Origin of the sequence: Aeromonas sp. sif2416 (assembly GCF_019218665.1) — a bacterium.
GTDB lineage: Bacteria > Pseudomonadota > Gammaproteobacteria > Enterobacterales > Aeromonadaceae > Aeromonas > Aeromonas encheleia.
This window is the reverse complement of sequence record NZ_JAHUXC010000009.1, coordinates 110719-132059: the sequence shown is the minus strand read 5'-3', so window position 1 is coordinate 132059 and position 21341 is coordinate 110719. Positions and strand designations below refer to the sequence as shown.

18 protein-coding genes and 1 other RNA gene are annotated in these 21341 nt (G+C 64.7%); 10 read left to right on the top strand and 9 right to left on the bottom strand.

Annotated elements, in window-relative coordinates:
• Window positions 1-268 precede the first annotated feature (268 nt).
• From KW821_RS16385 to KW821_RS16355, 7 genes are read right to left on the bottom strand one after another with little or no spacing between them, the layout of a single operon-like run.
• Window positions 269-682 carry a MerR family DNA-binding transcriptional regulator gene (locus KW821_RS16385; protein ID WP_042653683.1) on the bottom strand — a complete coding sequence of 138 codons (414 nt, stop codon included), beginning with the start codon at window positions 680-682 and terminating at the stop codon, window positions 269-271.
• A complete protein-coding gene (locus tag KW821_RS16380; RefSeq protein ID WP_218292191.1) occupies window positions 679-855 on the bottom strand; it encodes a hypothetical protein in 177 nt (58 codons plus the stop codon). The genes KW821_RS16385 and KW821_RS16380 overlap by 4 nt, the downstream gene beginning before the upstream one ends.
• Window positions 845-1813, bottom strand: coding sequence for a hydroxymethylglutaryl-CoA lyase (locus KW821_RS16375; RefSeq protein ID WP_218292190.1), 969 nt, complete (start codon window positions 1811-1813; stop codon window positions 845-847). Before KW821_RS16375 ends, KW821_RS16380 begins: the two co-directional genes overlap by 11 nt.
• Window positions 1810-3783, bottom strand: coding sequence for a biotin carboxylase N-terminal domain-containing protein (locus KW821_RS16370; RefSeq protein WP_218292189.1), 1974 nt, complete (start codon window positions 3781-3783; stop codon window positions 1810-1812). Before KW821_RS16370 ends, KW821_RS16375 begins: the two co-directional genes overlap by 4 nt.
• Window positions 3780-4622: an enoyl-CoA hydratase-related protein gene (locus tag KW821_RS16365; protein ID WP_218292188.1), complete on the bottom strand. Its 843-nt coding sequence runs from the start codon at window positions 4620-4622 to the stop codon at window positions 3780-3782. The genes KW821_RS16370 and KW821_RS16365 overlap by 4 nt, the downstream gene beginning before the upstream one ends.
• 10 nt (window positions 4623-4632) lie before the next feature.
• A complete protein-coding gene (locus tag KW821_RS16360; protein WP_218292187.1) occupies window positions 4633-6240 on the bottom strand; it encodes a carboxyl transferase domain-containing protein in 1608 nt (535 codons plus the stop codon).
• A complete protein-coding gene (locus KW821_RS16355) occupies window positions 6237-7385 on the bottom strand; it encodes an isovaleryl-CoA dehydrogenase (protein WP_218292186.1) in 1149 nt (382 codons plus the stop codon). Before KW821_RS16355 ends, KW821_RS16360 begins: the two co-directional genes overlap by 4 nt.
• A gap of 242 nt (window positions 7386-7627) precedes the next feature.
• Here KW821_RS16355 and KW821_RS16350 point away from each other — a divergent pair, with 242 nt between their 5' ends.
• The 9 genes from KW821_RS16350 to ffs all read left to right on the top strand — a co-directional run bounded on the left by KW821_RS16350 (window position 7628) and on the right by ffs (window position 17559).
• The gene (locus KW821_RS16350; protein ID WP_218292185.1) at window positions 7628-9139 is read left to right on the top strand and encodes a CoA-acylating methylmalonate-semialdehyde dehydrogenase; all 1512 of its coding nucleotides are present in this window, start codon (window positions 7628-7630) and stop codon (window positions 9137-9139) included.
• Between the two features lie 132 nt (window positions 9140-9271).
• On the top strand, window positions 9272-10429 hold the full coding sequence (locus KW821_RS16345; protein WP_218292184.1) for an acyl-CoA dehydrogenase family protein: 1158 nt from the start codon (window positions 9272-9274) through the stop codon (window positions 10427-10429).
• A 192-nt stretch (window positions 10430-10621) separates the two neighbouring features.
• The gene (locus KW821_RS16340; RefSeq protein ID WP_218292183.1) at window positions 10622-11440 is read left to right on the top strand and encodes an enoyl-CoA hydratase; all 819 of its coding nucleotides are present in this window, start codon (window positions 10622-10624) and stop codon (window positions 11438-11440) included.
• Window positions 11441-11503: 63 nt separating this feature from the next.
• Window positions 11504-12598, top strand: a complete 1095-nt coding sequence (locus KW821_RS16335; RefSeq protein ID WP_218292182.1) for an enoyl-CoA hydratase/isomerase family protein — start codon at window positions 11504-11506, stop codon at window positions 12596-12598.
• Window positions 12599-12666: 68 nt separating this feature from the next.
• A complete protein-coding gene (gene mmsB, locus KW821_RS16330) occupies window positions 12667-13578 on the top strand; it encodes a 3-hydroxyisobutyrate dehydrogenase (protein ID WP_218292181.1) in 912 nt (303 codons plus the stop codon).
• Window positions 13579-13891: 313 nt separating this feature from the next.
• Window positions 13892-14653, top strand: coding sequence for an SDR family oxidoreductase (locus KW821_RS16325; RefSeq protein ID WP_218292180.1), 762 nt, complete (start codon window positions 13892-13894; stop codon window positions 14651-14653).
• A 390-nt stretch (window positions 14654-15043) separates the two neighbouring features.
• Complete coding sequence (gene arcD / locus KW821_RS16320; protein WP_042653695.1) at window positions 15044-16480, top strand: arginine-ornithine antiporter; 1437 nt, start codon at window positions 15044-15046, stop codon at window positions 16478-16480.
• Between the two features lie 93 nt (window positions 16481-16573).
• Entirely contained in the window at window positions 16574-17362 is a 789-nt protein-coding gene (locus KW821_RS16315) for a sulfite exporter TauE/SafE family protein (RefSeq protein ID WP_042653696.1), read from the top strand.
• A gap of 100 nt (window positions 17363-17462) precedes the next feature.
• Window positions 17463-17559, top strand: an RNA gene (ffs, locus tag KW821_RS16310) — signal recognition particle sRNA small type.
• 461 nt (window positions 17560-18020) lie between these two features.
• Here the strand turns inward: ffs and KW821_RS16305 are convergent.
• Complete coding sequence (locus KW821_RS16305; protein WP_218292179.1) at window positions 18021-18917, bottom strand: LysR family transcriptional regulator; 897 nt, start codon at window positions 18915-18917, stop codon at window positions 18021-18023.
• Window positions 18918-19164: 247 nt separating this feature from the next.
• Here KW821_RS16305 and KW821_RS16300 point away from each other — a divergent pair, with 247 nt between their 5' ends.
• Window positions 19165-19818, top strand: a complete 654-nt coding sequence (locus tag KW821_RS16300; protein ID WP_182785576.1) for an NAD(P)H-dependent oxidoreductase — start codon at window positions 19165-19167, stop codon at window positions 19816-19818.
• Between the two features lie 418 nt (window positions 19819-20236).
• Here KW821_RS16300 and KW821_RS16295 read toward each other — a convergent pair whose 3' ends face one another.
• The gene (locus tag KW821_RS16295; RefSeq protein ID WP_182785575.1) at window positions 20237-21205 is read right to left on the bottom strand and encodes a LysR family transcriptional regulator; all 969 of its coding nucleotides are present in this window, start codon (window positions 21203-21205) and stop codon (window positions 20237-20239) included.
• Between the last annotated feature and the right edge of the window lie 136 nt (window positions 21206-21341).

Sequence of the window (21341 nt, the reverse complement as noted above, 5' to 3'; positions counted from 1 at the left end):
TCGCCGGGGAAGCATGGGTTGCCGGATGCGCTACGCCGTACTCTGTCCAGCGCGTCTCGGCCCGCCATCGGGGGGCGCCCTGCCATAGCGCGAGATGGCTGCGCCTCTGGTGAAGCGGAGTCGGGTTGGAGAGGAGAGGGCCGCCGGGTTCTGGCATAGTCCCAGGCCGCTCGGCCACCCGGCTGGGGATGGGCCTGCCGGCGCCATCGGCCGGTGGCGCGGCACCGGCGTTCCCGGTGCAGCGTGGGGCGCGAGGGCTCAGCTCCGGTTAATCTGCGCTGGTTTTCAAGCCGTCGAGTGAATTGACGCAGCGCTGCTCGGCGGCGTCCAGCTCGGCCATCACCATCTGGATGTCTTCCAGTTGCTGGCGCAGGGAGTGACGCCGCGCCTCGATGAGCTGGATCATGGAGTGCAGCTGCATCCGGCTCGAGCGGTCGGTGTCATACATGTCGAACAGCTCGCGGATCTCCGCCAGGCTGAAGCCGAGCCGCTTGCCACGCAGGGTCAACTTCAGGCGGATCTTGTCCTTGTGGCTGTAGATGCGGGTCTGCCCCTCCCGGGACGGGGTGATCAGCCCCTCATCCTCGTAGTAGCGGATGGTGCGCGGAGTGATGTCAAACTCCTGCGCCAGCTCCGAGATGCTGTAGGTGACCTCCTTGCCGGAGAAGGGGCTGGCTTTCATGGTGCGCTCCTGTGGATGTTTAATCCCCGAACCAACATCGGGATGCCGCAAGTGATCGCCTTGCCGGAGAAATGACCAGCATTCATGGCGTGCGCCTTGGGCATCTCAAATCCCCAAACAAGCACCGAGATGCCGCGAGTGATCTCCCTGTCGGAGACGCGATTAAGGACCATGGCACTCTCCCTGTGCGATCTCATGCTGTGCCGCCAGCTGCAGGGCCCTGGCATGGAGCGCCCGACCGACCCGGGAGCCGTTGCCGTGGCCGAGACGCTCGCTCACCCATTGGCCGGTGGCGGCAAGCTTGTCCAGATCCACCCCCGTGCTCATGCCGAGGCCGTGCAGCAGATAGACCACCTCCTCCGAGGCCAGGTTGCCGGAGGCCCCCGGCGCATAGGGACAGCCGCCGAGGCCGGCCACCGAGCAGTCTATGGTGCGGATACCGCGTTCCAGCGCCGGCAGCAGGTTGGCCAGCCCCTGGCCGTAGGTGTCGTGGAAATGCACCGCGAGCCGCCCCGCCGGTACCTCGTGCAGCACCGCATCCAGCATGGGCGCCACCGTGCCCGGGGTGCCGACGCCGATGGTGTCACCCAGGGAGATCTCGTGACAGCCGAGATCCAGCAGCCGCTCGGCCAGGGCGGCGACCCGCTTCGGGCGGGTCGGGCCGTCGAACGGGCAGGCGATGACGGTGGAGAGGTAGCCCCGCACCTTGATGCCGAGGCGGCGCGCCTCCGTCACCAGGGGGGCGAAGCGGATCAGGGACTCCTCCACGCCGATGCCGATGTTGGCGCGGGTGAAGCCGTCGGAGCAGGCGGTGAAGAGGCCGATCTCGTCGACCCGGGCGGCAATGGCGGCCTGCAACCCCTGCAGGTTGGGCACCAGGGCGCCGTAGCGAGTCGGGCCCTTGCGCGGCAGGGCCTCAAACAGTGCGGCGGAGTCCGCCATCTGCGGCACCTTTCGGGGGGAGACGAAGGCGCCCACCTCGATCCGCTGCAGGCCGCTGTCGGCGAGGCGGGCGATCAGCTCAAGCCGCTGGTCGAGCGGCAGGATGCGAGCCTCGTTTTGCAACCCATCCCGCGGGCCCATCTCCACCAGGCTCACCCGATCGACCGGTATCCCATGTTCTCTGCTCATGACGCGCTCTCTTGTTTGTTTTCGCCAGCGTCCGTATCAGCGTCGGCAAAATGCACCAGCACAGTGCCCTGGCTCACCTGATCTCCTTGCTGGCAGAGCAGGGCCGCGATCACCCCGTCACACTCCGCTTTCAAGACATGTTCCATCTTCATCGCCTCCAGCACCAGCAGGGGCTGGTTCTTCTGGACGGACTGACCGGCCTCGACCAGCAGCGCCACCACTATGCCGTGCATTGGCGCGACGGCGCCGCTGCCCTTGTGGTGATCATGATGCGCCTGACGCTGCTGATCATCGGCCTCAAAATGGATGCGCTGCTCGCCGAGGCGCAGCAGAAAGGCCCCGGCCGTACCGTGCTGCACGGGGTAGCGCAACCAGCGCCCTGCCTGCTGCAGGCGGATATGATCCTGACCCAGCTCATAAGGGAGCCGGCTCCCTTGCCAGTCGATCACGCCCTCAGTGCCGGTCAGGCTCAGCACCCGACGTTCCTCGCCGATACGCACCGCCGCCGTCCAATGCTGGCGATGGCCGAGTCGAAAACCGTTCGCCCGCTGCCAGGGCGCCATACCGGCCACGCGGCTGGCGAGCCAGAGGGCGGCCAGCGGCCAGGCGAGCGCGGGAATGGCCTGCGGCTCGGTGGGGATGGGCCACTGGGTGTGATGGCGCATGGCCAGCACGTCGGGCTCCTGGCACAGGCGCTGCAACAGCGGACCGTTGTGCACCAGCGGGCCGAGCGCCAGGGTGCCGATCGCCTCGGCCAGACGGGCAAAGGCCTCGGCGCGGCTCTGGCCGTGGGCGATGAGCTTGGCGATCATGGGATCGTAATAGGGGCTGACGGCATCGCCGGCGGCGACCCCGGTGTCTATCCTGATCCCCTCAGGCCAATGCAGGTAATTGATGGGACCGCTGGCGGGCAGGAATCCGGCTCCTACGTCCTCGGCGTAGAGGCGCGCCTCCACCGCGTGGCCGCACAGCTTCACCTCATCCTGGGTCAACGGCAGGGGCTGACCCTCGGCGACAGCCAGCTGCCAGGCCACCAGATCCTGGCCGGTGACGCACTCGGTGACCGGGTGCTCCACCTGCAGGCGGGTGTTCATCTCCATGAAGAAGAACTCCCCCTCGCACAGCAGAAATTCGATGGTGCCGGCCCCGACATAGTCGATGGCCCTGGCGGCGGCGACCGCCGCCTCACCCATGGCCTGGCGCAACTGGGGAAGGATGTCGGGGGCCGGGGCCTCCTCGATCACCTTCTGGTGGCGGCGCTGCAGCGAGCAGTCCCTGTCCCCCAGATAGATGGCGTTGCCCAGGCTGTCGGCGAAGATCTGCACCTCCACGTGGCGGGCTTTGGGCAGGTAGCGCTCCAGCAGCACGTTGTCATCGCCGAAGGCGGCCAGGGCCTCGCGCTTCACCGCCGCCAGCGCCTCGTCGAACTCGTCTATCTGCTCGACCCGGCGCATCCCCTTGCCGCCGCCGCCGCTGGCGGCCTTGATCAGCAGCGGGAAGCCGGTCTGGCTCGCCTGATCACGCAACAGCGCAGGGCGCTGATCCTGGCCGTGATAGCCGGGCAGCACGGGCACCCCGGCCGCCAGCATCAGCGCCTTGGCACCGGATTTGTCCCCCATGGCGAGGATGGCGGCGCCGCTCGGGCCGATAAATCGCACTCCCTGGGCCTCACAGGCGCTGGCGAAGTCGCTGTTTTCCGACAGGAAGCCATAGCCGGGGTGAACGGCATCGGCGCCCGCCTCGCGGGCGATGCGCAGCACCTTGGCGGCATCGAGATAGCTCTCCCGCGCAGGCGCAGGCCCCAGGTGCCAGGCCTCGTCGGCCTCGCGCACATGCATGGCACCCTGGTCGGCATCTGAGTAGAGGGCGATGGTATGAATGCCGAGGCGGCGCGCTGTCTTGATGATGCGCACCGCGATCTCGCCGCGATTGGCGATAAGAAGGCGTCGAATGGGCTTTCTGTTTGTCATGCTTCATCCTTGAAACGGGGGCGCCAGCCGGGGGGGCGCTTGTCGAAGAAGGCCTGCATCCCCTCCTGAGCCTCGAGTCCGACCCGCACTCGGGCGATGGTCTCGACGGTTTTCTCTTCATGAGGGGCAACCCCCTGCTCATCGATGGCGGCCAGCAGCCGCTTGGTCTCCTTCATCGCCTCCGGGCCGTTGCGGCACAGCCGCAGCGCGAGGGCGCGGCCCTCCGCCAGCAGCTGCGCCGGTTTGGCCAGCTGGTGCGCCACATGGAGGCGACAGGCGGTGATGGCATCGAACGGTTCGGCGCTCAGCATGTAGCGGCGCGCCTGGCGCATGCCCATGGCGCGCACCACATAGGGGCTGATCACCGCCGGCACCAGCCCCAGGCTCACCTCGGAGAGGCAGAAGCGGGCATCGTCGCTGGCCAGCACTATGTCACAGGCACAGACGAGGCCAAGGGCTCCGCCATAGGCGGCCCCCTGCACCAGGGCGAGGGTGGGGAAGGGCAGGGTGTCCAGGGTCTGCATCAGCCGCGCCAGCACCCTCGCATCCTCGCGGTTGTGCTCGAAGTCGGCGTGGGCGAGGCTGCGCATCCAGTCGAGATCGGCGCCGGCGCAGAAGTGCTTGCCCTCTGCCCGCAGCAGCAGGACACGTGGCCGCTCGGCGAGGGGGTTGTCATGGTGGTGGACCAGCTCGTCGAGGCAGTCGAGCAGCCCCAGCATCAGCTCCGCATCGAAGGCGTTGTGGCGGGCGGGGCGAGCCAGGACGAGCTCCGCCAGCGGGCCATGGCGTTCCAGCCGAAAACCGGCCTGGGGCAGATTGTCAAAGAGGGGGTCGGACATGCTGAACTCCTTACATCCGGAAGATGCCGTATTGTTCTGGGCCAAGTTCGGCGCCCTGGCAGGCCGCCAGCGCCAGCGCCAGCACGGTGCGGCTCTGGGCGGGATCGATGACGCCGTCATCCCACAACCTTGCGCTGGCGTAGTAGGGGTGACCCTGTTGTTCATACTGGGCGATCACCGGCGCGCGTATGGCCTCGGCCTCTTGCTCGCTCACGCTTTTGCCCTCGGCCGCCAGCTTATCGCGGCGCACCTGCACCAGCACCCCGGCCGCCTGCTCGCCTCCCATCACAGAGATGCGGCTGTTGGGCCAGCTGAACAGGAAGTCGGGCTCATAGGCGCGGCCGCACATGCCGTAGTTGCCGGCGCCGAAGCTGCCGCCGACGATCAGGGTCAGCTTGGGCACCCGGCTGCAGGCCACGGCGGTGACCAGCTTGGCGCCGTGCTTGGCGATGCCCTCTCTCTCCGCCGCACTGCCCACCATGAAGCCGGTGATGTTCTGCAGGAACAGCAGGGGAATAGCACGCTTATTGCAGAGCTGGATGAAGTGGGCACCCTTCTGGGCGCTGTCGCTGTGCAGCACGCCGTTGTTGGCGAGGATCCCCACCGGCATACCGCAGATGCGGGCAAAACCAGTGATGAGCGTGGTGCCGAACAGCGCCTTGAATTCGTCAAACTCGGAGCCATCCACCAGGCGGGCGATGAGCTCCCGGGCGTCATAGGGGCGCTTGAGGCTGGTGCCCACCAGGCCGTAGAGCTCCTCTATGGGATAAAGGGGTTCGTCGTAGGTTGGGGCGGGTGGCGCGCCCAGGTTGTTCACCCCCAGGTTGCGAACCAACGTACGGGCGATGGCCAGGGCATGGGCATCGTCCTCGGCCAGGTGATCCGCCACCCCGGAGTGGGCGCAATGCACCAGGGCGCCCCCCAGGGCCTCGGCGCTGATCTCCTCGCCGGTGGCGGCTCTGACCAGCGGCGGCCCCGCCAGGAAGATGGTGGCCTGCTCCCTGACCATGATGGATTCGTCGGCCATGGCGGGCACATAGGCGCCGCCCGCGGTGCAGAGCCCCATCACCACGGCGAGCTGGGGGATGTTTTGGGCCGACATGCGGGCCTGGTTGTAGAAGATGCGGCCGAAGTGATCCCGATCGGGAAACACCTCGTCCTGCATGGGCAGGAAGGCACCGCCCGAATCCACCAGATAGAGGCAGGGCAGCCGCAACCGCTCGGCGATGGCCTGGGCGCGCAGGTGTTTCTTCACGGTGAGCGGGTAGTAGGTGCCGCCCTTGACGGTGGCATCGTTCACCACCAGCAGGCAGAGCCGGCCCGCGATCTGGCCCAATCCCGTGATGATGCCGGCGGCGGGCACCGGCTCCTCATACACCTGCCAGGCAGCCAGGGCCGAGAGCTCGAGGAAGGGGGAGCCGGGATCGAGCAGCCGATCGATGCGCTCGCGGGGCAGCAGCTTGCCGCGGGCCTGATGGCGGGCCTGATTGGCCGCGCCGCCCCCCAGGGCAATCTCGTCGAAGCGGGCGTTGAGATCGGCCACCAGGGCCTGCATGGCCTCCCGGTTGGCAGCAAACTCGGCGCTCGCCGTGTCGAGGAGGGAGTGAATTTGACTCATGTGTTCTCTCCCATCAACTCGCGGCCGATCAGCCAGCGGCGGATCTCCGAGGTGCCGGCGCCAATCTCGTACAGCTTGGCGTCCCGCAGCAGCCGGCCGGTGGGGTATTCGTTGATGTAGCCGTTGCCGCCCAGCAGCTGGATGGCGTCCAGCGCCATCTGGGTGGCGTTCTCGGCGGCCAGCAGGATGGCGGCGGCGCAATCCTTGCGGCTGGTGTGGCCGAGATCGCAATCGCTCGCCACCGAATAGACCAAGGCGCGGCTGCTGGCGAGGCGGGTATACATGTCCGCCAGCTTGCCCTGCACCAGCTGGAATTCGCCGATGGCCTGGCCAAACTGCTTGCGCTCGCGCACATAGGGCAACACCACGTCCAGGCAGGCCTGCATGATGCCAAGGGGCCCCGCCGCCAGCACGATGCGCTCGTAGTCCAGGCCGCTCATCAGCACCCGGGCCCCGCCGTGCAGGGCGCCGAGCAGGTTCTGTTTCGGGATCCTGCACTCCTCGAACACCAGCTCGCAGGTGCTGGAGCCGCGCATGCCGAGCTTGTCGAGCTTCTGGGCCGTGGTAAAGCCAGGCGTGCCCGCCTCGACGATGAAGGCCGATATTCCTTTGGCGCCGGCCTTGGCATCGGTCTTGGCATAGATGACGAAGGTGTCGGCGTCCGGGCCGTTGGTGATCCACATCTTGGTGCCGTTGAGCACGAAGTGATCACCGTTGGCCTCTGCCGTCAGGCGCATGCTGACCACGTCGGAGCCGGCTCCCGGCTCGCTCATGGCCAGCGCCCCCACGTGCTTGCCGCTGACGAGATCAGGCAAGTAACGCGCCTTCTGATCGGGGGTGCCGTGGCGGTGGATCTGGTTGATGCAGAGGTTGGAGTGGGCGCCGTAGGAGAGGCCGACCGAGGCGCTGGCACGGCTCACCTGCTCCATCACCAGCACGTGGGCGAGGTAGCCGAGGCCGACCCCGTCATACTCCTCCGCCACCGTGATGCCGTGCAGCCCGAGCTCGCCCATCAGGGGCCAGAGGTCGCGCGGGAAGGCGTTGCTGCGGTCAATCTCGCTGGCGCGGGGCGCTATCACCTTCTGGCAGAAGGCCTCGACCTGTTCGGTCAGGGCGCGGAGGGTCTCATCCATCAGGGCATGCATCCTTGCTCTCCTTTATATCAAGCGGCTGGTACTCACCGGCAGTGCCGCCAATGGCAACAAACTGGTCAGTCCATTTATGGGTTAAGTTTACGTTAGCGTAAACGTAAATTGATTGTTAGTCTAAGGTAAATTCGTTGAGCGGTGGCGGCAAGCGGTGCATCCCCCTCGAACGGTCGAACGCAAGGAGTGAACAGCATGATCAGCAAGTGCAGATCTTGGCCTAGCGGCAAGAGGGGGGCAGCATGAGTCACCATCACACCCAGTACGGCGATGTGCCGCTCTATATAGGCGGTCAGGCCCATGCCTCCGAGAGTCAGGTGTGGATCGAGGTGACCAACCCGGCGGATCAGAGTCTGCTGGCGCGCCTGCCCATGGCCACCCCGGCCGAGGTCGAGCTGGCGGTGCGCAGCGCCCACGACGCCTACCTGCTGTGGCGGGAGGTGCCGGCGCCGGAGCGGGCCAGGGTCATGTTCAACTATCAGCATCTGCTCAAGACCCATCACGACGAGCTGGCCGAGTTGCTGGCCGAGGAGACCGGCAAGAACCTGGCGGATGCCAAGGGGGATGTCTGGCGTGGCATCGAGGTGGTGGAGCAGGCCTGCGCCATCGCCAGCCAGACCATGGGGGAGACCATGGGCAACGTGGCGCGCCGGGTCGACGGTCACTCCTGGGTGCAGTCGCTCGGGGTCTGCGTCGGCATCACCCCGTTCAACTTCCCCGCCATGATACCGCTGTGGATGTTTCCGCTGGCGGTCGCCTGTGGCAACGGCTTCGTGCTCAAGCCCTCGGAGCAGGATCCGCTCACCCCCATGCGGCTGGCCGAGCTGTTCACCGAGGCGGGGGCCCCCAAGGGCATCCTCTCGGTGGTGCACGGCGGCGCCGAGCAGGTGGATGCGCTGATCACCCATCCGGATGTGAAGGCGGTCAGCTTCGTCGGCTCTGCCCGGGTCGGGGCCCACGTCTATCGCACCGCCACCGATCACCTCAAGCGCGCCCAATGCTTCGTCGGCGCCAAGAATCACATGGTGATCATGCCCGATGCCAACAAGGGGCAGGTGCTGAGCAACCTGGTGGGGGCCGGGGTCGGCGCTGCCGGCCAGCGCTGCATGGCCATCAGCGTGGCGGTGTTCGTGGGCGGTGCCCGGGAGTGGATCCCGGAGCTGGCCGCCGAATTTGCCAAAGTCAGGCCCGGGATCTGGCACGATCCGCAGGCGGCCTATGGCCCGCTCATCAGCCCGGAGGCCAAGGTGCGGGTGGAGAACCTGATCGAGGTGGGGATCAGTGAGGGGGCCGAGTGCCTGCTCGACGGCCGCTTCTGCGACGTGGCTGGTTATCCGGTGGGCAACTGGGTGGGGCCGACTCTGTTTCGCGGCGTGACCCCCGAGATGCGCATCTATAAAGAGGAGATCTTCGGCCCCGTGCTCGCCTGCCTGGAGGTTGCGGATCTGGACGAGGCGCTCACCCTCATCAACAACAACCCCTATGGCAACGGCACCTCCATCTTCACCGGCTGCGGCGCCGCGGCCCGCAAGTTCCGCCACGAGGTGGCGGTGGGCCAGGTGGGGATCAACGTGCCCATTCCGGTGCCGTTGCCGTTCTTCTCCTTCACCGGCTGGCGCGGCTCCTTCTACGGGGACTTGCACGCCTACGGCAAGCAGGCGGTGCGCTTCTACACCGAGACCAAGACGGTGACCGAGCGCTGGTTCGACGAGGACATTCCGCACGGCCCCAATATGACCATCAGCCTGCGCTAAGCGGCGATCAGTGGTACTGAGCTGACGCCGATCGAGGAAAGAGCTCGGCAGGATCGGAACCAGATCATAGGCAGGCACCGATCGACAGCTGGCAGCGACAGATAAACCAAGGACAACGAGGAAGCGAACGAGATGGATTTTACCCTGACCGAGGATCAGCAGGCCTACATGGAGGCCGCCACCGCCTTTGCCAATGAGGCGCTCAAACCCCATGCCGCGCGCTGGGACAGGGAGCACGAGTTTCCCATTGCCACCATCAAGCAGGCGGCCGCGCTCGGCTTTTGCGGCCTCTATACCCCGGAGCAGTACGGCGGGCTCGCGCTGCCAAGGCTGGATGCCAGCCTCATCTTCGAGCGCCTGGCCATGGGCTGCACCTCCACCACCGCCTACCTCACCATCCACAACATGGTGAGCTGGATGTTGGGCAGCTGGTTGCCCAGCGAGGTGGCCGAGCAGTGGGTGCCGAGGCTCGTCAGCGGCGAGTTGCTGGGCTCTTACTGCCTCACCGAGCCGGGGGCGGGATCGGACGCCGCGGCCCTCAAGACCCGCGCGGTGCGGGACGGCGATGACTACCTCATCGACGGCAACAAGGTGTTCATCTCGGGGGCGGGCAGCACCGAGGTGCTGGTGGTGATGGCCCGCACCGGCGGCGAGGGGGCCAAGGGGGTCTCAGCCTTTATGGTGCCCGCCGACACGGCGGGGATCCACTACGGCAAGGCGGAGGAGAAGATGGGCTGGAACAGCCAGCCGACCCGGGAGGTGGCCTTCAACGGGGTGCGCATCCCCGCCCGTTATCGCCTCGGGCAGGAGGGGGAAGGGTTCAGGTTCGCCATGCAGGCCCTCGACGGTGGCCGCATCAACATCGCCAGCTGCTCGGTGGGCACAGCCCAGCAGGCGCTGGACGATGCGCTGGCCCATGTGCAGCAGCGCCAGCAGTTTGGCCGCCCCATCGCCGAATTCCAGAGCGTGCAGTTTCGCCTCGCCGACATGGCTACCGAGCTGGCCGCCGCCCGGCTGCTGGTACGCCAGGCAGCCGACAAGCTGGACCACGGCAGCCCGGACAAGAGCGCCTGGTGCGCCATGGCCAAGCGCTTTGCCACCGATGTGGGTTATCGCGTCTGTGACGAAGCCCTGCAACTCTTTGGCGGCTATGGTTATATCCGCGAGTACCCGCTCGAGCGCTACCTGCGCGACACCCGGGTACACCGCATTCTGGAAGGCACCAACGAAGTGATGCGGCTGATCATCGCCCGTCGCCTGCTGGCGGATCCCGGTCTGTCGCTGGAGTAACGGACTCCTGCGCCATCTCTGGAAGACGCCAGGCAGGAAGTGATGCGGCCGATCATCGCCCGCCGCCTGATGGTGGACCCCGGTCAGTCGCTGGAATAACGGCTGCCAACGTTATCTTTGTGAGCCAGCCAGAGTTCGGCTCCATTCAACCCTGTCATCATGGCGGGCAGGATTATTCACAAGGACAATGCAATGACAAGGATCAGGCTCGAATATCACGGTCACGTGGCCTACATCACCCTGGATCATCCGCCCGCCAACACCTGGACCCTCGCCAGCCTGCAGGCCTTCCTGCAGATGATGGTGGAGCTCGACAGCCGCCCCGATGTGGTGGCGCTGGTGATCCGCGGGGCGGGGGACAAGTTCTTCTGCGCCGGGGCCGATCTCAACATGTTTGCCGACGGCAACCCGGTACACGCCCGTGCGGTGGCCGAGGCCTTTGGTCGCGCCTTCGAGGCGCTGGCGCGTTTCCACGGTGTCAGCATCGCCGCCATCAATGGCTATGCCATGGGCGGCGGGCTGGAGGTGGCACTGGCCTGTGACATTCGCATCGCCGAGCAGCAGGCCAAGCTGGGGCTGCCTGAGGCCTCGGTGGGGCTCTTGCCCTGTGCCGGCGGCACCCAGCGTCTCACCGAGCTGGTAGGGCCGGGCTGGGCCAAACGCATGATCCTCTGTGGCGAGAAGGTGAGCGCCACCCTGGCCTACGAGATGGGGTTGGTGGAGGAGGTCGTGACCGAGGGCCATGCCTGGGGGGCGGCGCAGCAGATGGCGCAGATGGTCGAGCGCCAGAGCCCGAGCGCCCTGCGTGCCTGCAAGCAGCTGATCAATCAGGGCCGCAGCGGCCCGCGCGACGCGGCCTTGCCGCTGGAGCGCAGCCTGTTCCTCTCGCTGTTCAGCGATGCCAATCAACGTGAGGGGGTGGCCGCCTTCCTGGAGAAGCGAGCGCCGCGCTGGCACTACGGGATGGGCATAGACCCCTCATCAAAACCGGATGGAGCCGTTCATGAGTAATAAATCCCCCTGTTTCAGGTTGTTTTCCCCATCGTTATCCCGCGAACCGGGGAGGCGCCACCGATGACTGAGCCGGTAAAGGCAAGCCTCCATCCCAGCCGGGATGGCCATCGGATCGGCGTGCTGACCCTCGACAGCCCCGCCTCCCTCAACGCCCTGAGCCTGCCGATGATCCAGGCCCTGCAACGGGAGCTCGATCGGTGGGAGCAGGATCCGACCGTGGTCTGCGTGCTGCTGCAGGGGGCCGGGGAGAAGGCGTTCTGCGCCGGGGGCGACATTCGTTCTTTTTATTACCGCCGGCAGGAGAGCGAGCAGGCGCTGTTTGGCTATGCCCGCGACTTCTTCGAGCAGGAATACAGGCTCGATCACCACATTCACCGCTATGCCAAGCCACTCATCTGCGTGGTGGATGGCATCTGCATGGGGGGGGGCATAGGGCTGTTTGCCGGCGCCGGGTTCAGGGTGGTGACCGAGAAGAGCCTGTTTGCCATGCCGGAGGTGACCATAGGCCTCTATCCGGATGTGGGGGCCAGCTGGTTCCTGAGCCGGATGCCGGGGCGACTCGGGCTCTGGCTCGGCCTCACCGGGGCGCGCTTCAACGGCGCGGACGCCATCGGGCTGGGGCTGGCGGATCACGCCATCGCCAGCGGTGCGCGCGGCGAGCTGCTGCCGCGTCTCGCCGCCTTGCCCTGGTCTGCGGATGCGGACGGCCGACGTGATCAGATCGATAGCCTGCTGGGCAGCCTGTGTGCCAGTTCGTCCTTGCCGGCCCCGGTGATCCTGCCCCGGCAGGCCAGGATCGATGGGCTGATGGCCGGCCGCACCCTGCAAGGGGTGCTGGACAGGTTGTTCGATGCCGAGCTGGATGAGGCGAGCCTGGTGGCGGCGCGGGAGACCTGCCGCGGCGGCAGCCCCATCAGCCGCGCCATCCTCTGGCGCCAGTACTGGCAGGCCCGCCGCCAGTCCCTGACCGAGGTGTTCGCCGATGAGCTGGCGCTGTCGGTCAACTGCGTGCTGAAGGGGGACTTCGTGGAAGGGGTGCGGGCGCTGCTCATCGACAAGGACAGGTCCCCCCGCTGGCAGGCGCCCCAACCGGGCAGCGACTGGCTTGACGCTTTCTATCGCTGGCCCGAAGGGAAGAATCCCCTGACCCCTTAACCGCGAGTCGACAAGACAAGAGCGCCGGAAAGGCCCGGCCAGATAACGAACGAAGCAAGGAGCAAAGGATGACAAGGATCGGATTTATCGGGCTAGGCAATATGGGGGGCCCCATGGCCGCCAACCTGGCCAGGGCCGGCCACGCCGTGCAGGTGTTTGATCTGGTGGCGGAGAACCTGCAGAAGGCGATCGCCGCCGGTTGCATCGCCACCGGCGATGCCCGCGAGGCGGTGGGTGGCTGTGAGGTGGTCATCAGCATGTTGCCGGCCGGCGAGCATGTGTGCTCGCTCTGGCTGGCAGAGGGGGGCGGCCAGGATCTGCTGGGGGCGCTGCCGGCGGGGGCCCAGGTGATCGACTGCTCCACCATAGACGTGGCCTCGGCCCGGCGGGTGGGGGAGGCGGCCAGGGCGCGCGGCATCCGTTTCATCGATGCCCCCGTCTCGGGTGGCGTTGCCGGGGCGGCGGCGGGGACCCTGACCTTTATCGTCGGCGGCGAGCAGGCCGACTTCGAGGCGGCCAGGCCCATTCTGGCCCAGATGGGGCAGAACCTGTTCCATGCCGGGGCGCTGGGGGCGGGCCAGATCGCCAAGATGTGCAACAACATGCTGCTCGCCATCCACATGGCGGGCACCGCCGAGGCGCTGGCACTCGGGGTGAAGGAGGGGCTGGACCCGGCCGTGCTCTCCACCATCATGGGCAAGAGCTCGGGCAACAACTGGAGCCTGGAGCGCTACAACCCCTGGCCCGGGGTGATGGAGAACGTGCCTGCCGCCCGAGGCTACCAGGGGGGCTTTATGACCCGGTTGATGGTAAAAGATCTGGGGCTGGCGATGGCGCTGGCCGAGCATGCCCACAGCGCCGTGCCCCTGGGGGCGCTGGCCCGTAACCTGTTCAACCTGCACGCAAGTCAGGGTCAGGGGGCCAAGGATTTTTCCAGCATCCTGGAGCTGTATCTCGATAAGGCACCCGGTGACAAATAAGCGCCAGGGGCTCTGGCCCCCCACAGCCATTTCAACCTGCATGCGAGCCAGGGTCAGGGATCGCGGGATTTCTCCTGCATCCTGGCGCTGTATCTCGATAAGGCACCAAGTGACAAATAAGCGCTAGGGGGCTCTGGCCTCCACCGCCGTTTCAACCTGCACGTGAACCAGAGGGGGGCAAGAATTTTTCCAGCATCGTCGAACCCTATCTGGATAAATCGCTGATCAGTCCCAGGCCGGTTGATTCGAGGCGACACCGCCCTCGGCCCGTTCACCCAACCATTTATGGCCAGTCAGCTGGCAAGGAGTCTCCATGGATATCAAGCAGAAGGTTATCGCCATCACGGGGGCGGGGCGAGGACTGGGCCGCGCCATCGCCCTCAGCCTGGCCGCTCAGGGGGCTGTGCTGGCCCTCATCGACGTCAATCGCGCCGATCTGGAGGTCACCGAGGCCGAGCTGCGCAGCCGGGATGGCCGCTGCGCCCTGTTCGTCTGCAACGTGGCGAGCGAGCCCGAGGTGGAGGCGACCTTCGCCGCCATCAAGGAGCAATTTGGCGTCTTGCACGGCCTTATCAATTGCGCCGGGATCCTGCGGGACGGCATGCTGATCAAGGTGAAGGAGGGGGAGCTGGTGGAGAGGATGAGCCTGGCCCAGTGGCAGGCGGTCATCGACGTCAACCTGACCGGCACCTTCCTCTGTGGCCGCGAGGGGGCGGCGCTGATGGCCAAGGGCGGGCAGGGGGGGGTCATGATCAACATCTCCTCCATCGCCCGCGCCGGCAACATAGGCCAGAGCAACTATGCCGCCAGCAAGGCGGGGGTGGCCTCGCTGGTGGTGACCTGGGCGCGGGAGCTGTCCCGCCACGGGATCCGGGTGATGGGCATAGCCCCCGGCGTCTTTGCCACCGACATGACGGCGGCGATGAAACCGGAGGCGATGGCCCGGATGCAGCAGGCCATCCCGGTCGGTACCCTGGGGCAGGCCGCGCAGCTGGCCCAGACGGTGCAATTCATTCTCGCCAATGACTATCTGTCCGGACGGATAATCGATCTCGACGGTGGCCTGCGGCTCTGACGCGGGTCGCCGACCAGGACCTCGCCCCTTGCCTTCGGCACAGGGGCGTTTTTATTGGCTGTCTGCGCCGCCGGCCTTGCCTGGCGGGGCCTCGGGCGCCTGCATGTCCATGCAGCGCTGATCTGGAAAAGGCGGGGCGAGGTCATGGAAAAATGAGAAATATCAATGGGTCTTTCTGAATTTGAACCAGCTCACAGGCCTCAGGGGTCAGTGCTGTAGAATTGCGCGCGGTCAAGGTGGCGCATGATTGGCACCGCGAGGGATTGCGGTCGGAATAGTCATGCAATATAGTTGCCGCCTTTTTCACGGGGCTCGGACTCTTCGCCCCTCCCATGTCGCGCGCAGTATGAATACGGACGCTCTGCAGCCGCCTAATCAAACAGGATTGAGATGGACAAGAAACTAGGGCTTGGCGCCCTCATCTCGCTGGTGATCGGCTCCATGGTCGGCGCCGGGGTCTTCAGTCTGCCACAAAATATCGCCGCTCATGCCAGCGCCGGGGCCGTCGCCCTGGGTTGGGCCATCACCGGTCTTGGCATGATCTGCCTCGCGCTGGTCTACCAGAATCTCTCCATGCGCCGCCCGGATCTCGACGGCGGTATCTTCAGTTATGCCAAGGCGGGCTTCGGCGACTTCGTCGGCTTCAACGCCGCCTGGGGTTACTGGCTCTGCCAACTGCTGGCCAACGTCTCCTACGCCATAGTGGTGTTCAGCGCGCTGAGCTACTTCTTCGATACCCCCGACAACGTCATCTTCGGTGACGGCAACACGCCGGTGGCCATCACGCTCGCCTCCCTGCTCATCTGGTCGGTACATGCCCTGGTGCTGCGCGGGATCCAGGTCGCCGCCCTGGTGAACATAGTCACCACCATCGCCAAGATGGTGCCGCTCATCGTGTTCTGTGTCGCCGTCCTGCTCGCCTTCAACATGGAGACCTTCACCCTGGACATCTGGGGACAGGGCAACATGGAGCTGGGATCCGTGATGGATCAGGTCAAGTCCACCATGAAGGTGACGCTCTGGGTCTTCATCGGCATCGAGGGGGCCGTGGTGGTCTCCGCCCGCGCCCGTCATCGCAAGGACGTGGGCCGTGCCACTGTGCTGGCGCTGCTCGGCGCCCTGGCGCTCTATGTGATGGTGACCCTGTTCTCCCTTGGCGTGATGAGCCAGCCGCAACTGGCCGCCCTCAAGAACCCCTCCACCGCCATGATCCTGGAGGCCGTGGTCGGCCCCTGGGGCGCCTGGCTCATCAACATCGGCCTGGTGATCTCGGTGATCGGCGCCCTGCTGAGCTGGACAGTGCTGGCGGCGGAAGTGCCCTACATCGCCGGCAAGACCGGGGTCTTCCCGGCCTGGTTTGCCAAGGAGAACAAGAACGGCTCGCCCAAGGTGTCGCTCTGGTGCTCCACCTGTCTGGTGCAGATCTTCCTCATCATCATCTATTTCCAGAGCAGCACCTACCTGGCGCTGGTCAACATCGCCACCTCGGCGGCCCTGGTGCCTTATGTCTTCTCCGGCGCCTATGGGCTCAAGCTGGCGCTGAGCGGGGAGACCTATCAGGGCCAGCCGCACCAGCGCAAGCGTGACCTGCTGCTGGCGCTGGTGGCCACCGTCTACGGCTGCTGGCTGGTCTATGCCGCCGGGGTGGAATACCTGCTGCTGGTGGCGCTGCTCTACAGCCCGGGCATCTTCATCTACTGGAAGGCGCGCCAGCATCATGGGCTGCGCAGCCTCAACCGGCTGGAGCAGGGGATGACGGCGGCCCTGCTCGGTTGCGCCGTGCTGGCCTTCTACAAGGTGATGGACGGTACCATTCCCCTGCATTAATCGGCACAATGAAGAGATGGCCTCCTGGCCATCTTTTTTTTCAGGTGTCGACTGGCAGAAACGGACGGTGACGCCGCTTGGGAAGGACATTCTATGCTGTTTATGGGTTATCTGCTGTTGGGGGCCTTCGCGGGCATATTGGCGGGGCTGTTCGGGATAGGGGGGGGGCTCATCATAGTGCCTGTGCTGGTCTTCACCTACCATGCCCAGGGGGTCTCCCCCGATATCATCACCCATCTCGCGCTCGGCACCTCGCTGCCCACCATGATCTTCACCGGCTTCAGCTCGCTGCGGGTGCATAAACAGGCGGGCGCCGTCGACTGGCTGATCATCCGTCGGCTGGCGGTCGGCATGCTGGTCGGTGCCTGGCTCGGTGGCATGACGGCCAACCTGCTCAGCGCCAGCACCCTCAACGTCATCATAGGTTGCTTCGCCTGGACCATGGCCGTGCAGATGGGGCTCAACCTCAGACCCAAGGCGGAACGCCATCTGCCTGGTCCGGTCGGCACCGGCATCGCCGGCACCGTCATCGGCTGGATGTCGGCGCTGTTTGGCATCGGCGGGGGCTCCCTGACCGTGCCTTACCTCAGCTGGAACAGCGTGCCGATGCGCAACGCTGTCGCGGCCTCCGCCGCCTGCAGCATCCCCATCGCGCTGGCGGGCAGCCTCAGCTATCTCTACGCCGGCTGGGGCCATGCCGGCTTGCCCGAGTGGAGCCTGGGCTTCATCTATTTGCCAGCCTTGCTCGGCATCATCCTCACCAGCACCCTGTTTGCCCGCATCGGCGCCCGGCTGGCACACCGTCTTCCCCCTCAGCGACTCAAGCAGGCATTCGCCATGCTGATGTTGGTGATAGGGGCGAAATTTATGCTATTTAGCTGATTTATTGGCTAATTGCCGAAAAAGCAGGCAAACGCACCATCCCTGGGCAGAAAGCCATTGCAATGAAACGGGACTTTGCTATTCTCGTCGCCGGTGGTCCCATTGGTCCTCTCGCATTGATAACCCGTCGACCTGGTCAGGACCGGAAGGTAGCAGCCAAGGTGGGGGACTCGAGTGCCGGGATGTGGCTGGTGGGGCCACCACCTGTTTCTGAAAATCAATAAGTTACCTTCCAATTCCCCTTCAGACCTCTTGGTAATCCACTTTGTGTGGATGACTGATCGCATCTGCAATGCGTTTCTGGCTCATCAGTCCCTAAGACATTTGCTTCCTTCGGAAGGTCGGCACACCTGCTGTCGTTGCCGACGGACATCAATATATCGCTCGGCACGCGGGATAGGCTGGCAGTCCAAAACAAGCTCGCCCAGTTATTTGTCTGTGCGCGTGCTCGCGTAAAACCCAGCCGTCATCTCTGCCATGGTTCCAGCCTCCGCCCCCTATGATGTGAACGTCCGGATTGTTGTGAGCAAGCGGCCGATCCTCTCTGGTATCTGCCGGTTCGGTGACATGTGTATCCCGGCCCAAGCGACTATGCAGGAGCAACAAGGGCGAACGAGCGCTGTTGAGCACCTTCAGCAACAGCTGAAAGCAGGCTTGCTCAGATGACAGCCCGCCGCGCGTACTCGATGAATGCCTTCAACTTGGACGGTTGATCATGCCGGCTGGGGTAGTACAGAGAGAAGCCTGGAAAGGTCGGCGAGAACGGTGCAAGGACTCGCGTCAGGCGCTTTGCCTTGATGTGTGGCAGGGCCAGCTGCTCAAAGGTGTAGGCGATCCCGACGCCTTCCAGTGCCGCCTCCGTACTGAACAGGGTGTCCGTAATGGTCAGGTTGCCCTTGACCTCGTACTCGACGATTTCCTCATTCACCTTGAACTCCCATTTGTGGATCGCGCCTGTTCCGGCGAAGCGGAAGCGGATGCAGTTGTGCTGCATGAGGTCGTCCGGATGGCTGGGCGCGGGGAAGCGCGCGAGATAATCAGGAGAGGCGACGATGGCGACTGTGATGGGGCCGCCAAGGGGAAGGGCGACCATGTCCTTGTGCAGATCTTCTCCCATGCGAATGCCCGCATCGAAACCCCGCTCGACGATGTCGACGAAGCCTTCGTCATTGGTCAGTTCAAGTTTCACGTTCGGATGCTCACGAAGGAAACCTGCCAACAGCGGTTGCAACACCATTGAGGTCGAAATGCGTGCGGCATTGATGCGTAATGTGCCGGTGGGCCCACCTTGCAGGACGTTCAGCTCTTCACCCGCCACAATGACCTGACCGAGTGCCGGGCCGATGCGGGCAAGATAGTCCTCCCCAGCCTCCGTCAGGCTCACGCTGCGTGTCGTGCGATTGAGCAGGCGTACGCCGAGACGCGCTTCCAGCTGCCTGATCGCCTGGCTCAGCGCGGAAGGCGATACCTCCAGTTCGGCAGACGCGGCAGTGAAGCCGCGATGCTCCGCGACTTTCCAAAAGGCCATCAGGCCGTCGAGTTGATTGAGTTTCATATCTTGAAGCATAGCTTCATATGGTGTGCAGGATTAAGCTATTTTTCTGCGCTAATGCGGCGCCTATAGTTGCCTTCACCGTGAAGGAGGCACCCATGAAAACCAATCCGCAAGATTGCCATGCCCTCGGGCCTCTTTCCATCAGGTGTCGTGACGCCCTGGTCAGCGTGATGGACCCCACGACGCCGAAACCAACAGGCAAGTGAGAAGGTTCATCAGACCATTGATTATTGAGGAAAAGAAGACGATGAAAAACGTATTGATCATCAACGCACATCAGTTTTTTGAAGGCATCTCCGGCGGCAAACTGAACAGCACCCTGGCAGGCATCATCAAGCAAGAGATGGCAGCGCGCGGCTATGCGGTGAAGGAGACATACATAGAGCAGGGCTACGACGTTCAGGGCGAGGTCGACAAGCATCTGTGGGCAGACATCATCATCCTGCAATCGCCGGTTTTCTGGTTCGGCATGCCGTGGATCTACAAGAAGTATGTCGATGAGGTATTTACCGCGGGCATGTTCCAGCAGCGTTTTCTGTCGGGTGATGGCAGGACGCGCGAGGATCCGCGCAAGCAATATGGCTCTGGCGGCAAGATGCATGGCAAGCAGTACATGCTGTCGCTGACCTGGAATGCACCGAGGGCGGCATTTGGCGATGCTGGGCAGATGTTGTTCGAGGGCAAAACGGTGGATGACGTCTTCGTCAGCAACACGGCCAACTACAGGTTCTGTGGCGTAGAGGTGTTGCCCTCCTTCTCGTGCTTCGATGTGATGAAGCAGCCGGATGTTGCAGGCGCTATTGAAGAATTGCGTGGCCATCTGGATGCCATCTTTGATCCCGTTGCGAGCCCCCTGCCTCAGGTGGAGAGCAAGATGGACGAGGCACTCACATCCCCTTGACGACGTCGGATGCTGGTCGACAACGAGGTGACGGTGACCGCTCAGTTGCTGGGCGTTCACCGTCTGCCTTGGCCTGTGATGTGCGATGAGTTGTCGCCACCAGTGACCACAATACTGGCCAACCCGCCAACCCGCCAACCCGCCAACCCGCCAACCCGCCAACCCGCCTGCCACCCGGCGCATGCGTCAAGGATCTCGAAGGCTCAAAAGGCGTCTCTTGGCCGACTACGAGGTTGTCATTGGCGTCGAAGTAAAGCCCGGGTTAGTCAACCAGACTCCTTTGGCTGATGCTGGAAACATCCTGGGGCACCCTTGCGTCACCGTGAGCCCGCCTATCTTTCGTGGAGGGCTCTTCGTCAGTTAGCCGTCGCCTGGTACTCCTGTCTCTGTGACAGCTCGATCACCTGCTTATCGCTCCTTATCCGGGCATTGCATCCCCGACTCCCCGAGCATGGGCAAGGCGCAGCTCCTCGGCACCGAGCACGAACTCCGGGCTGTCGGTGAGACGCTCGACCGCCAGATCGATGAAGCGGCGTACCCGGGCGGGCTGGGCCGCGCGGCTGCCGTAGTAGAGAAACAGGCTGTACATGTCTGTCATGTGGTCGAGCAGCAGGGGAACCAGGCGACCGGCCCGGATGTGCGCCGCCGCCGTCGGCCCGGCAATTTGGCCTATCACTTCTCCCGCCAGCACGGCGCCCAGCTCTACCGTCTCATCATTGGTCGATATTGCCGGACGAACGAGATGATCCTGCACGCTCTCCCCAAGCTTCACATGCCAGGGAATAAGGTGGCCGGTGCCGGCATGACGAAACACGCTGCAGCGGTGCACGCCCAGATCGTGCAGCGTGTGCGGCACCCCATGTTTGCGCAGATAGGTGGGGGAGGCGCAGATGATGAGCTGCAAGGGAAACAGGCGGCGTGCGATCAGCCCGTCCTGCGGCGAGAGCCCGATCCTAAGGCCCACATCGACTCGCTCCTCTACCCAGTTGCCGATACGGTCATCGAGCTGCACATCCGGCTGGACCTCGGGGTAGAGCCGGCAGTACTCGTCCAGCACTGGGCCGATGATCATCTGCGCGACCGAGCGTGGCCCCACGATCCGCAGTGGGCCGGCGAATGCTTCCCGGGTCTGCCTCGCGGCTGACAACGCCTGTTGCAGGCCGAGCAGGGCGGGTTGGGCTGCCTCCAGAAAACGCTGGCCCTCTTCGGTCAACGACATGCTGCGGGTGGTGCGATGGAACAGACGCACCCCGAGATAGGTCTCCAGTTGCCTCAGTGCCTTGCTGGCGGCCTGAGGGGAGATCTGCTGGGCCTCGGCTGCCTTGCTGAGGCTGCCCAGTTCCACCGTGCGCACGAAGGTGGTGATGGATCTCAATTCGCTGATCATGGTCTTTCTCGTCGATTTACATCATTTAGTTGTAACTGATTCATCCATTTGCCGTCTAGTTCGATGTTTGTTGCCCATTTATAGTTCAGCTCATCGACAAGCCTCCCGGCATGAACCCAGACAGAGAGACAGGCAA